The sequence below is a fragment of the Pantoea sp. SM3640 genome (assembly GCF_015654165.1).
Classification (GTDB): domain Bacteria; phylum Pseudomonadota; class Gammaproteobacteria; order Enterobacterales; family Enterobacteriaceae; genus Pantoea; species Pantoea vagans.
This window is the reverse complement of sequence record NZ_CP064872.1, coordinates 451,160-463,688: the sequence shown is the minus strand read 5'-3', so window position 1 is coordinate 463,688 and position 12,529 is coordinate 451,160. Positions and strand designations below refer to the sequence as shown.

The window sequence follows — 12,529 nt, the reverse complement described above, 5'->3', positions numbered from 1 at the left end:
GCAAAAAGCCAGTGTGCCGTGCTAATGCCTGAACCGCCAGCAGCATGGAGAATCAGGCAAGAAATTTACCGAATCGGGCAGGAGAGCAGACCCGCTGTTGTTGCTGGCGCTGAGCAGGCTGAAAATTGTTGGCTAGACTTAAGCACAGTGAATTCTCACGGGTTAACCGCAACGGAAAGGAGCAACTATGGCAGACCAACCCATTATCAAACTGCGCGATGGCAATATGATGCCGCAACTCGGACTCGGTGTATGGCAGGCCAGCATCGAAGATGCGCGTCATGCGGTGCTGAAAGCGCTTGAGGTCGGCTATCGCTCAATCGATACCGCCGCCGCCTATAAGAATGAAGAGGCGATTGGCCAGGCTCTGCAGGAAACCGACGTACCGCGCGAAGAGATTTTCGTGACCACCAAACTGTGGAACGACGATCAGCAGAATGTTCAGCAGGCGATGGAAACCAGCCTGGAAAAACTCAAACTGGATCAGGTCGATCTCTATCTGATGCACTGGCCGTGCCCGGAAAAAGACCATTACGTTGATGCCTGGAAGAAGATGATCGAACTGCAGCAGCAGGGGCTGACCAAAAGCATCGGCGTCTGTAACTTCCATGAAGCGCACCTGAAGCGTCTGCTGGATGAAACCGGTGTGACGCCGGTCGTGAACCAGATAGAGCTGCACCCGATGCTGCAGCAGCGCACGCTGCATGCGTGGAACGCGCTGCACCAGATCCAGACCGAATCCTGGAGTCCGCTGGCGCAGGGCGGTAAAGGGGTCTTCGATCAGGAGATCATCAAGTCGCTGGCGAAGAAATATGGCAAGACCCCGGCGCAGATCGTGATCCGCTGGCATCTGGATAGCGGTCTGGTGGTGATTCCGAAGTCGGTGACGCCAGCGCGTATCGAAGAGAACTTTAAGGTGTTCGACTTCCGTCTGGATAAGCATGAAGTGAGTGATATTGCGAAACTGGACAGCGGCAATCGTCTGGGACCGGATCCGGAAACCTTTAACTAAAAACCCTCAGCCCTGCCGTAGCCGGGCTGAGAGAGTAACGCGGTCAGACGGGTTCTTCCCGCCTGACCGCGCTGTTATGCCGTGGGCTGCACCACCAGCTGACCCGCCGTACCGCGATCGGCCAGTTCCAGGGTCTGACTGTGGTAGACAAACGGGAAGTGATCTGACGAACTTTGCGGGAAGCTGACCATCAGTTCCACGCTGCCATCGACCCACACCGTATCTTTCCAGCCACGATCTTCACCCATCGGTTGTGCGCCATTCACACTTTTAATCAGGAACATCACGCCCTGAATATGCAGCGACTGCGGCCGATCGGCGTGCAGGATCCAGCGCTCAAAGGTGCCCTGCTGCGCAGTGGTGTCAATGCGGTTCATATCCCAGAGCGCGCCGTTGATGCCCGGCATGCTATCACCGATGCGGAATTCACGGGTGCGCACCGCCACGCCATCCAGAATCTGGTCGGCCAGCAGCCGCATCGGCAGATTATCCGTCACCAGCGGCAGTAAGCCAGTTGGGCGCAGCGTCAGGATCAGGGTGGAAGTCAGAATAGAAGATGGCTCAAAGAAACCTCGCAGCCGATCCATAATGCCTGCCGCCGTTCCGGCAGTAATCGACACTTCGTCACCCTGCGACATATCCACCAGCACTTCACGACGTTCGCCCGGCGCCAGTGACAGACGCTGCACCGCAACCGGCGCAGGCAGATAGCCCTGATCGCTGGCAATCACCATAAACGGACGATTGTCGCTGAGCACCATCTCATAGCGTCGCGCATTCGAGGCGTTCAGCAGACGCAGGCGCACCCAGCCGCGTGACACCTCAACATAAGGATTGCGTACCCCATTCACCAGCAGCGTATCACCCAGGAAACCACCATCCTGCGGCGGGTCATAGACCGGCGTGGCAAAGTTATCGAGCCGCTTGTCCTGAATGATGATGGGGAAGTCATCGACGCCGTAATGCTTCGGCAGCGGCAGCTGTTTGCCGATGTCATCTTCCACCAGCCACATGCCTGCCAGACCGTTATAGATATGCGGCGCCATGCGGTTTGGGGTATTGGCGTGATACCAGCAGGTTGAGGCTGCCTGACGAATCGGCAGCACCGGCGCCCAGTCGACACCGGCCGACATCATACGTGGCGCGCCACCCATTAACGCACCCGGCAGCTGCAAACCGCTGACGGTCATGGAGACGGACTCATTCAGCCGGTTGCTGTAGATCAGCTTAACGTCGTCACCGCTGTAAACCCGGACGGTCGGGCCAAGGTAGAGGCCATTAATGCCCCACACCGGCACTTTGTTATTGTCGCCATTAAATGACCAGTGGCTGCGCTGCATCGTCAGGAACAGCGGCTGGCCGCGACGGGATTCCAGCAACGGCGGAACCGGAAGTGGCGTATCGCCATTAGCTGAAGAAGCGGCATATGCCGCATGAGGGAGTAAACTGGCGCTAAGCGCCGCTCCGGCAGAAAGCTGGATGAACTGACGTCTGCTGAAAGACATAAAACTTCTGACCCTTTACGCGTGGCGCTAAGCGCCGGCCCTGTTTTTATTGATCTGTTTTTGCTGTGCTGCGTTCACGACGAGCCGGATAAGGCTCGCCGCGCGGCATCCATGCAGGATAGTTCGGCGAATGACTCGCCGGTCAGATTTTTCCGTTTTTTTCGCGTTCTGCGACTTCGGCATTGAGCTCTTCCAGCTTCGCCGCCATCAGTTCGCGGCAGTGAGTTGCCAGCTTACGCACCGACGAAGACTCGAATGCTTTTACATCAACCGGCGGCAGCATCTCAACAATGACCAGACCGTTGTTCCAGCGATTGAGATCGATCTTGCCATGGGTATTGGAGACCACAATCGGAATGATCGGCACGCCCGCCGCCACGGCAGCGTGGAAGGCACCGGTTTTAAACGGCAGCAGGCCACGGCCACGGCTGCGCGTCCCTTCCGGGAACATCCAGATAGAGATGCGCTTGCGGTTAAACTGATCCACCAGCTCACCGATGGTGCCGCGCGCTTTCGCCCGGTCATCGCGGTCAATCAGCAGGTTGCCGGTCAGCCAGTAGAGCAGGCCAAAAAACGGCACCCACAGCAGGCTCTTCTTGCCCACGGTGACCGTATAGGGCTGCACCATTTTGGCCGCGGTGACCATGTCGTAGTTGTTCTGATGGTTGGCGATATAGATCGCATTGCCATAATTCTCCGCGCCTTCCGGTCTGCGCAGATCGACTTTAAGACCAAATACCGTCGACAATTTGCCGAACAGATGGCCAAAAGTGGCGACGTGGCGCGGATCGCGTGGTGAAAAAAGACACCAGATACAGCCAAAGATACAGATCAGGATCGAATAAATGACGACGATAATGGCACGCAGAATCAGTAACATAGTTCCCTCATTGAGCCACGGCTGACGCAGGGTCAGCCGGGTTGTTTACGCTTCGCTATCCGGGCTCACCGGACGCGCAGGCGCATCCAGTTCAACACGATCAATTTTTTGCAGGCCGCGCGGTAACAGCGTGCCGCGACGTCCGCGATCGGCGCGGAATTTCTGCAGCTCTTCACTGCGCAGCAGCATTTTACGCTTGCCCACGTGCAGTGTGATCGCGCTGCCCGGCGGCAGGATCATCAGCCAGGCCAGTTTGTCCTGACCCGCAGCAGCTTCTGCTGACGGAATGGAAATGATTTTGTTGCCCTTGCCTTTCGACATCTGCGGCAGTTCGCCAACCGGGAACATCAGCATGCGTCCCGCCTGAGTAATCGCCAGCAGCATGTCATCTTCATGATGCACCGCCATTGGCGTCATCACGCGGGCATTGTCGGGCAGCGTCAGCAGCGCTTTACCGGCGCGGTTGCGCGATATCAGATCGCTAAAGGTACAGATAAAGCCGTAGCCCGCATCAGACGCCATCAGCAGACGCTGGTCATCTGGCTCCATCAGCACCTGTTCAACCACCGCACCCGGCGGTGGCGTCAGCTTACCGGTCAGCGGCTCGCCCTGTCCGCGCGCAGAAGGCAGCGATGTCGGATCCAGCGTATAGCTGCGGCCCGTGGAGTCGATAAAGGCCACAGGCTGATTGCTCTTGCCGCGTGCAGCAGCCAGATAGCTGTCGCCCGCTTTATAGCTCAGTCCGGCGGGATCAATATCGTGGCCTTTGGCGCTGCGCACCCAGCCCATCTGCGACAGCACAATGGTGACCGGTTCAGACGGCACCAGCTCGGTTTCGCTCAGGGCTTTGGCTTCTTCACGCTCACACAGCGGCGAACGACGATCGTCGCCGTAGCTGGCGCTGTCAGCCTGTAACTCTTTTTTCAGCAGGGTATTCATCTTGCGTTCAGACGCCAGCGTCGCCTGCAGCTGATCGCGCTCTTTTTCCAGATCCGCCTGCTCGCCACGGATCTTCATCTCTTCCAGTTTTGCCAGGTGGCGCAACTTCAGTTCGAGGATCGATTCGGCCTGCGTTTCACTGATGCCAAAGCGCGACATCAGGACCGGCTTCGGCTCATCCTCAGTACGGATGATCTCGATCACTTCATCGATGTTCAGGAATGCGACCAGCAAACCTTCCAGAATATGCAGGCGGCGCAGCACGCGATCCAGTCGGTAGTTCAGACGACGTTTAACCGTGTCGCGGCGGAACACCAGCCATTCGGTCAGGATCTCATGCAGGTTTTTCACCGCCGGGCGGTTATCCAGGCCGATCATATTAAGGTTAACGCGGTAACTCTTCTCCAGATCGGTGGTGGCGAACAGATGGTTCATCACCTGATCGAGATCGACGCGGTTAGAGCGCGGCACGATCACCAGACGGGTCGGGTTCTCATGATCCGACTCATCACGCAAATCCTCCACCATCGGCAGCTTTTTGTTGCGCATCTGGTTAGCAATCTGCTCCAGCACGCGCGCGCCTGATACCTGATGCGGCAGCGCGGTGATAACCACCTCGCCCTCTTCTTTCTTCCATACCGCACGCTGGCGGATGGAGCCGCGCCCGGTCTGATAAATTTTGCGGATTTCGTCACGCGGCGTAATGATCTCAGCCTCGGTCGGGTAATCAGGCCCCTGAACAATATCCAGCAGCTGTTCCAGCGTGGTTTTCGGGGCGTCAATCAGCGCAATGGCAGCCTGAGCGACTTCGCGCAGATTGTGCGGCGGAATATCGGTCGCCATACCTACGGCAATACCGGTGGTGCCATTGAGCAGAATATTGGGCAGACGCGCTGGCAGAATTTTCGGCTCCTGCAGCGTGCCGTCAAAATTTGGCTGATATTCTACCGTTCCCTGGCCTAACTCACCTAACAACAGCTCGGCATATTTTGACAGCCGTGATTCGGTGTAACGCATAGCTGCAAACGACTTAGGATCATCCGGCGCACCCCAGTTACCCTGACCGTCGACCAGCGGATAACGATAGGAGAACGGCTGCGCCATCAATACCATTGCTTCATAGCAGGCGCTGTCGCCGTGCGGATGGTATTTACCCAGCACGTCACCCACGGTACGCGCCGATTTTTTAAATTTGGCGCTGGCATTGAGGCCCAGTTCCGACATGGCGTAGATAATGCGTCGCTGTACAGGCTTCAGCCCGTCGCCGATATAAGGCAACGCGCGGTCCATGATGACGTACATCGAATATTTTAAATACGCATCTTCGGTAAAGGTATGCAGGGCAAGACGCTCTGCACCATCCTGCGTCAGTTCACTCATGAATTTTTCATCCTCACATCGTGACCCACAACGGCGGGACACCCGGCGGTGGTTTGGCGAGGATAGTACCTTATTCCCTGGTGTTAGTCACAGGGGAAGCACGGGACAAGAGGCGTCCCGCCGGGCGATTTCATGTGCCGGAGGCACGCCGGATTCAGACCGGCAAGTCCCTGACCTCTCTGCGGAAGTGAATCAGGGCTTTGCCCCTATCCACTGCCGGGCAATATCGCGATATTCACCGGTGGCGGTGCTGAGATGCACCCACTGATCGACATAGAGCTTCCAGCTGATGTCGTCACGCGGGATCATGTAAGCCTTCTCGCCATACTGCAGCGGTTTATCAGGATTGATCGCGCACAGCGTCGGGTAATGCTGCTGCTGAAAACGCGCTTCAGAGGCATCGGTGATCATCACATCCGCCTTGTTATCGACCAGCTGCTGAAAGATGGTGACGTTATCGTGGAATAGCGTCAGTGAGGCTTCTGGCAGATGGCTGTGGACAAAGGCTTCGTTGGTGCCGCCAGCCGGTTCAATCAGCCGCACATCAGGCCGGTTGAGCTGTTCGATGGTCTGGAAGCGCTCTTTATCACTGCAGCGCACCAGCGGGATTTTGCCATCCACGTCCAGCGGCTGCGCGAACCAGGCGGTCTGCTGGCGTTTCAGCGTGACGGAGACGCCGCCAACGGCGATGTCACACTGCTTTGCCAGAAAGTCTGGCATCAGGTTTTTCCAGCTGGTCTGTACCCACTCCACCTTCGCACCAAGCGACGTCGCCAGCGCGTTCGCCATGCTGATATCCAGCCCTTCATACTGACCATCGGGTCGCAGATAGCTGTAGGGTTTGTAATCGCCGGTGGTGCAGACTTTGAGCGTCTTAGAACTGAGAACGGTGTCGAGATGAGACTGCGCATGGACAGCACCGCTGGCCAGCAGCAAAGCGAGGATTAATTTTTTCATTCTGATTATTTTCTATGATTTTTTATGGTGAGTTTGCCCACCGATGGTGCCATAAACCGGCGTATTGTTGCTGCTACAGCAAAAGTGTTGTGATCAACCTCGCATTTTTCTGCGGCTGTGGCGCGCGTAAGCTGAGCGCCATATTCAGGAAACGAGGCAACCTATTCATGAGCAGGATTTTAATTATCGATGGCGGCAAAACTTTTGCCCACTCTAAAGGCGAACTGAACCACACGCTGACCGATGTTGCGGCCAGCCAGCTGCGTGACATGGGACATGAGGTGTCAGTCACCGTAGCTGACAGCGATTACGTGATCGCCGATGAAGTGCAGAAATATGTCGACAGCGATGTGGTGATTTATCAGATGCCGGGCTGGTGGATGGGCGAGCCCTGGACGGTGAAGCGTTACATCGATGAAGTCTTTACTGAAGGCCACGGTTCGCTCTATGCCAGTGATGGCCGTACCCGTTCCGATGCAGCAAAAAAATATGGTTCCGGCGGTCTGCTGCAGGGCAAAAAATATATGCTGTCTCTGACCTGGAATGCGCCGCTGCAGGCCTTTACCGACCCGGAGCAGTTCTTTGAAGGCGTCGGCGTCGATGGTCTCTATCTGCACTTCCACAAGGCCAACCAGTTCCTGGGAATGGACGCGCTGCCGACCTTTATCTGCAACGACGTGATTAAAGCGCCGGACGTGCCACGCGATATTGCCGCTTATCGGACCCATCTTAGCCGTGTTTTTGCGTAAGATGGTAAGGGGATACCCCCTATTTTCTCACGAAAGAGGAATTCGAGAATGTTAACAGTCGTAGCTGAAATTTGTGTTAAACCCGGTCGCCGTCAGGCTGTGCTGGATGCAGTGAAAAAGCTGATCCCGCAGGTCTTAGAAGAAGATGGCTGCCATCAGTATGACGCGCTGCTGGATCATCAGGCGCAGGTGCCATGGAAGCAGAACTCGCCAGACTCTATTTTCATGCTGGAGCAGTGGGAAACGCTGCGCCATCTTGAGCAGCATCAGCAGATGCCGCACATGGATGCGCATCGCGCCATCATTAAAGATGATGTGGTGGATGTGAAGATTCTGGTGCTGGAACCGAGTGCCTGACTAATAAGCTGATTGCTAATGCTCCTGTATTCGTGCCGGAGGCTGCTGGCAAACTCAAAGCTGAGTGGCTCTGGCAGCAACGCATTAGCTCAACCCGAAGGGAATATGGGCAGAAGAGGAAAGCGTCCCGCGTCAGGGACAAAAACGCCGGGAGCGTTTTTGAAAAACGCAAAGCGTTGGCCCGACAAGGGCGCACCTCAGGGATGAGGTGCGTAATCGCGCGGGTAGAGCGACCAGGGACTGGCTTGAGCGTCTTTCCGATCTGTCCATATTCCCTGAGCGGGCACAATCAGAAAGCAAAACCGGCCAGACTTTGTCACCCTCCTCAAACCTCTGTTCTGTGACAGAGGTTTTTTGTTTCTGACATACCGGTTTAAAGCATCTGACGCCGATCAATCTCGGTGCGGAGAAAATCGAGAAAACAGCCGATACGCGACGAGAGCGTGGTATTACGGTAATAAACCGCATGCACCGGCAACCGCAAATCGCGGGTTTCCGCGGTAAGAACCGGCACCAGTCGGCCAGCGGCACAATCTTCCCGGCTGACAAAGTCGGAGAGCCGTGCGATACCCTGTCCTGCCAGCGCCAGCTGCCGGATGGTTTCACCGCTGGAGGCTGCGAGTGTCGGCTTGACGCGCATAAAATCACCATCGGGCTGCCAAATCGGCCAGACGTTGAGGGTGTCAGGATAACTGAAGCCGATAGTCTGATGCTGCGCGAGATCGGCAACACTCTGTGGCGTGCCCGCTTTCGCCAGATAGGCCGGACTGGCCATCAGCCGGATTGCACTACTGCCAAGCAGCCGGGCGCGCAGCGTGGAGTCGCGCAATTCCCCGATACGAATGGCAATGTCGGTCTGCTGCTCCAGCAGATCGATCATAATATCGTCGGTATTCAGCTCAAGCTGGATCAGCGGATAGCGGGCGCGAAAATCGTCCACCAGCGGCACAATCACATGCAGCATAAAGGGCGTCGCAGCGTTCACCCGCAGCCGTCCTGACGGCATCTCGCGCCGCAGCGCAATCTGCTCTTCCGCCTGCTCAACCGAGGCCAGGATCTGGCGCGCATGCTCCAGAAAGACCTGTCCCTCTTCAGTCAGCGCCAGCCGTCGGGTAGTCCGATGCAACAGCGTGGTCTGCAGCTTACTCTCCAGCCGCGACAACGCCCGGCTAATGCCCGAACTGGTCTGCGCCAGCTGGGTTGCCGCCGCCGTAATGGAACCGCTGTCCACCACCGCCACCCAGGCGCGTAGCTCTTCCAGGGTAATTTTCACAAGGGTTACTGTCTCTGCTCTGAATCTGCCGGGTTCTCTGAGGATGTGCGGGCTGAAGCACAAAGAGAACAGGACGCTTTCGCGTCCTGTTTTTTTACACTTCAATATCGGCCAAATCGCCTTTTTCCTGCAACCAGTTACGCCGGTCTTCGGAACGTTTTTTCGCGAGCAGCATATCCATCATGCGCAGCGTCTGATCCACATCCTCTTCACTGATCGTCAGCTGGACCAGACGGCGGGTATTCGGATCCAGCGTCGTTTCACGCAGCTGTAACGGGTTCATCTCGCCCAGCCCTTTAAAGCGCTGAACGTTCGGTTTGCCCTTTTTGCGTTTCAACTGCTCCAGCACGCCCTCTTTCTCATCTTCGTCCAGCGCGTAGTAGACCTCTTTGCCGAGATCGATGCGGTAGAGCGGCGGCATCGCAACGTAGACGTGACCATTTCTGACCAGTGAACGGAAATGTTTCACGAACAGCGCACAGAGCAGCGTAGCAATGTGCAGACCATCGGAGTCCGCATCCGCCAGAATGCAGATCTTGCCATAGCGCAGCTGCGACAGATCTTCGCTGTCAGGATCGATGCCGATCGCCACGGAAATATCATGCACTTCCTGCGACGCCAGCACCTCATCGGAAGAGACTTCCCAGGTGTTCAGGATCTTGCCTTTCAGCGGCATAATCGCCTGATATTCACGATCGCGCGCCTGTTTGGCCGAGCCACCTGCCGAGTCCCCTTCCACCAGGAACAGTTCTGTTTTATTCAGATCCTGTGCGGTGCAGTCCGCCAGTTTACCCGGCAGTGCCGGACCACTGGTGAGCTTTTTACGCACCACTTTTTTGGCTGCCCGCATACGCCGCTGGGCGCTGGAGATCGCTAGCTCAGCCAGCATTTCCGCCGTCTGAATATTCTGGTTCAGCCACAGGCTGAAGGCATCTTTTACGACGCCAGAGACAAAGGCAGCACACTGACGTGAAGAAAGACGCTCTTTGGTCTGTCCGGCGAATTGCGGATCCTGCATCTTCACCGACAGCACATAGGCGCAGCGATCCCAGATATCTTCCGCTGAGAGCTTCACGCCACGCGGCAGAATGTTGCGGTATTCGCAGAATTCACGCATCGCATCCAGCAGCCCCTGACGCAGGCCGTTGACGTGCGTCCCGCCCTGCATGGTCGGGATCAGGTTAACGTAGCTTTCCGTTAACAGCTCGCCGCCTTCCGGCAGCCACAACAGCGCCCAGTCCACCGCTTCCACATCACCGGCAAAGCTGCCGACAAAAGGTTTTTCCGGCAGCGTCGGCAGGCCATTCACCGCTTCACACAGATAGTCGGTCAGGCCATCTTCGTAGCACCAGCGCTGCTCGGTATTGTTCAGCTTGTCTTTGAAGACAATCTCAACGCCAGGGCAGAGCACCGCTTTGGCTTTCAGCAGATGGGAAAGACGCGATACCGAGAAACGCGGGCTGTCGAAGAAGCTTTCATCAGGCCAGAAATGGACGCGCGTGCCGGTATTACGTTTCGCCACCGTGCCGGTGACGGTGAGATCCTGCACTTTGTCGCCATTTTCAAACGCCATGTCATAGATTTCGCCATTACGGCGCACCGTGACTTCAACACGTTTTGACAGGGCATTAACCACAGAAATGCCGACGCCGTGCAGGCCGCCCGAGAACTGATAGTTTTTGTTGGAGAACTTGCCACCCGCATGCAGACGACACAGGATCAGCTCGACAGCGGGCACGCCCTCTTCCGGGTGGATGTCCACCGGCATGCCGCGACCATCATCAATCACTTCCAGCGACTGATCAGCGTGCAGAATCACTTCAACCCGCTTCGCATGGCCGCCCAGCGCCTCATCGACGCTGTTATCAATCACTTCCTGACCCAAATGGTTGGGACGCGTCGTATCGGTGTACATGCCCGGACGACGGCGAACAGGCTCAAGGCCAGTCAGGACCTCAATGGCATCCGCGTTATAGTTAGATTGACTCATCGTAAATGTCTGATTAGAAGGGTGAAATGGGGTGCGATTTCCGCATTACTCAGGGATGATTCAGACCGAGAAAGTCCAGAATCTGCGGGAAATGGCGCTCGAATCCAGTAAATGCATGATTACCGCCCTCTTCTACCGTATGACGGCACGCGCTGTAATAGTCGAGCGCCTGGCGGTAATCGAGAACTTCATCGCCGGTCTGTTGCAGCAGCCAGAGTAAATCGGGCGCTTCCAGCGGTTCAATCTGCATTACTTTGAGATCGTAAATGTGGCGTGACTCTAACACATATTGCTGGCCGGTGTAGGGATTCTGATTTTCGCCCAGGAAATCCGCCAGCAGCTCAAAAGGTCGCACCGCAGGATTAACGACCACGGCAGGCAGCATAAAGCATTGCGACAGCCAGGTGGCGTAATAACCGCCCAGCGAGGAGCCCACCAGCCCCAGCGTTTCGCCACTACGGCTCAGTACCAGATCTTCCAGCATGGCCGCGGCATCGGCCGGAAAAGTCGGCAGCTGAGGCACGATCATCTCGATCCCGGGATGCTGCGTCTCTAACCATTGCCGGAACTGCGTTGCCTTCGCCGACTGCGGCGAGCTGTTAAAACCGTGCAGATAAAGCAATGCCGCCACGCGTCAGTATCCTTCTGAGTCTAAATCGGGACGAAAAGCGTCGGTGTCGAGTCGGTTGACCTCGGTCTCAAGGCCGCCATCCGGATGCAGGGTAAACCAGCGCCAGCCCGGTGCCACGGTATCAATTGTAAAGCTGGTGCAGTGCGGTTTGAACTGGACGCAGGTTGAGGGTGTGGCCAGCACGCGGCGGCCGTGCCACTCCAGATCCAGCTCCTGATGAATATGACCACAGACCAGCGTCCGGGCTAACGGGTAGCGCTGTAACACCGCATCGAGCTGATGGGAATTACGCAGGCTGTGCTGATCGAGCCAGGTACAGCCCGAGGCCAGCGGATGGTGATGCAGCAGGACCAGCGTATGACGTTGCGGAAAGCGGGACAGTGCGTTGTCGAGCCACTCCAGCTGATAGTCGCTCAGCATCCCATGCGGGACACCGTAAACCTGGCTGTCGAGCAACACAATTTGCCACTGCTCACCCACCAGCACCTGCTTGTGGGCATTGATGTGCGCTGCCGCCAGCGTGTCGACCATCGCGGGCTGAAAGTCGTGATTACCGGGCAGCCAGACACAGGGGCGCGGTAAACGTGAGATACCCTCAGCAAAATGCTGATAGGCTTCGACAGAGTGATCCTGGGCGAGATCGCCGGTGGCGATGATCAGGTCATAGTCGCGCTGTTGCGCAATAATCGCATCCAGCACCGCGTCATAACTCGACCAGGTGTTCACGCCAAGCAGCGATTCATGTTTTCCCGCGAACAGGTGAGTATCCGTGATTTGCAAAATCCTGATTTCGGAACCGTTCGCTGCAGGAAGAGTTAGCAGGCTATCCAAAGCGTTTCCTTCGTCTCCACGCCAT

Annotated in this window: 11 protein-coding genes; 3 read left to right on the top strand and 8 right to left on the bottom strand. The window is 56.6% G+C overall.

Annotated features, from left to right (window positions below):
* Positions 1–187: 187 nt before the first annotated feature.
* Positions 188–1,012 (top strand): 2,5-didehydrogluconate reductase DkgA, encoded by an 825-nt coding sequence (gene dkgA, locus IV493_RS02270; protein ID WP_013359044.1) that lies wholly within the window; start codon positions 188–190, stop codon positions 1,010–1,012.
* Between the two features lie 74 nt (positions 1,013–1,086).
* On the opposite strand, the gene ftsP is transcribed toward dkgA, so the two are convergent.
* The 4 genes from ftsP to IV493_RS02250 form a co-directional block, all read right to left on the bottom strand.
* A complete protein-coding gene (ftsP, locus tag IV493_RS02265; protein ID WP_195857672.1) occupies positions 1,087–2,517 on the bottom strand; it encodes a cell division protein FtsP in 1,431 nt (476 codons plus the stop codon).
* Between the two features lie 142 nt (positions 2,518–2,659).
* Complete coding sequence (locus tag IV493_RS02260) at positions 2,660–3,397, bottom strand: 1-acylglycerol-3-phosphate O-acyltransferase (RefSeq protein ID WP_033733902.1); 738 nt, start codon at positions 3,395–3,397, stop codon at positions 2,660–2,662.
* Positions 3,398–3,442: 45 nt separating this feature from the next.
* Complete coding sequence (gene parC / locus IV493_RS02255; RefSeq protein ID WP_195857671.1) at positions 3,443–5,716, bottom strand: DNA topoisomerase IV subunit A; 2,274 nt, start codon at positions 5,714–5,716, stop codon at positions 3,443–3,445.
* A 192-nt stretch (positions 5,717–5,908) separates the two neighbouring features.
* Positions 5,909–6,673: a transporter substrate-binding domain-containing protein gene (locus IV493_RS02250; RefSeq protein ID WP_095706662.1), complete on the bottom strand. Its 765-nt coding sequence runs from the start codon at positions 6,671–6,673 to the stop codon at positions 5,909–5,911.
* Positions 6,674–6,840: 167 nt separating this feature from the next.
* On the opposite strand from IV493_RS02250, the gene IV493_RS02245 reads away from it, so the two are divergent.
* Both IV493_RS02245 and IV493_RS02240 read left to right on the top strand, forming a co-directional pair.
* Positions 6,841–7,422, top strand: coding sequence for an NAD(P)H-dependent oxidoreductase (locus tag IV493_RS02245; RefSeq protein WP_013359049.1), 582 nt, complete (start codon positions 6,841–6,843; stop codon positions 7,420–7,422).
* 48 nt (positions 7,423–7,470) lie between these two features.
* Entirely contained in the window at positions 7,471–7,779 is a 309-nt protein-coding gene (locus tag IV493_RS02240) for a putative quinol monooxygenase (RefSeq protein ID WP_013359050.1), read from the top strand.
* Between the two features lie 373 nt (positions 7,780–8,152).
* Here the strand turns inward: IV493_RS02240 and IV493_RS02235 are convergent, their stop codons facing one another.
* The 4 genes from IV493_RS02235 to cpdA all read right to left on the bottom strand — a co-directional run bounded on the left by IV493_RS02235 (position 8,153) and on the right by cpdA (position 12,504).
* On the bottom strand, positions 8,153–9,052 hold the full coding sequence (locus tag IV493_RS02235) for a LysR substrate-binding domain-containing protein (protein ID WP_013359051.1): 900 nt from the start codon (positions 9,050–9,052) through the stop codon (positions 8,153–8,155).
* 94 nt (positions 9,053–9,146) lie between these two features.
* Positions 9,147–11,042, bottom strand: a complete 1,896-nt coding sequence (gene parE / locus IV493_RS02230; protein ID WP_033784060.1) for a DNA topoisomerase IV subunit B — start codon at positions 11,040–11,042, stop codon at positions 9,147–9,149.
* 49 nt (positions 11,043–11,091) lie between these two features.
* On the bottom strand, positions 11,092–11,673 hold the full coding sequence (yqiA, locus tag IV493_RS02225; protein WP_013359053.1) for an esterase YqiA: 582 nt from the start codon (positions 11,671–11,673) through the stop codon (positions 11,092–11,094).
* A gap of 3 nt (positions 11,674–11,676) precedes the next feature.
* Positions 11,677–12,504 carry a 3',5'-cyclic-AMP phosphodiesterase gene (cpdA, locus tag IV493_RS02220; RefSeq protein ID WP_013359054.1) on the bottom strand — a complete coding sequence of 276 codons (828 nt, stop codon included), beginning with the start codon at positions 12,502–12,504 and terminating at the stop codon, positions 11,677–11,679.
* Between the last annotated feature and the right edge of the window lie 25 nt (positions 12,505–12,529).

Excerpts from the sequence above, each read along its gene's own strand:
- dkgA (WP_013359044.1), top strand. The coding sequence starts at position 188 with ATGGCAGACCAACCCATTATCAAACTGCGCGATGGCAATATGATGCCG.
- ftsP (WP_195857672.1), bottom strand. The coding sequence starts at position 2,517 with ATGTCTTTCAGCAGACGTCAGTTCATCCAGCTTTCTGCCGGAGCGGCG.
- IV493_RS02260 (WP_033733902.1), bottom strand. The coding sequence starts at position 3,397 with ATGTTACTGATTCTGCGTGCCATTATCGTCGTCATTTATTCGATCCTG.
- parC (WP_195857671.1), bottom strand. The coding sequence starts at position 5,716 with ATGAGTGAACTGACGCAGGATGGTGCAGAGCGTCTTGCCCTGCATACC.
- IV493_RS02250 (WP_095706662.1), bottom strand. The coding sequence starts at position 6,673 with ATGAAAAAATTAATCCTCGCTTTGCTGCTGGCCAGCGGTGCTGTCCAT.
- IV493_RS02245 (WP_013359049.1), top strand. The coding sequence starts at position 6,841 with ATGAGCAGGATTTTAATTATCGATGGCGGCAAAACTTTTGCCCACTCT.
- IV493_RS02240 (WP_013359050.1), top strand. The coding sequence starts at position 7,471 with ATGTTAACAGTCGTAGCTGAAATTTGTGTTAAACCCGGTCGCCGTCAG.
- parE (WP_033784060.1), bottom strand. The coding sequence starts at position 11,042 with ATGAGTCAATCTAACTATAACGCGGATGCCATTGAGGTCCTGACTGGC.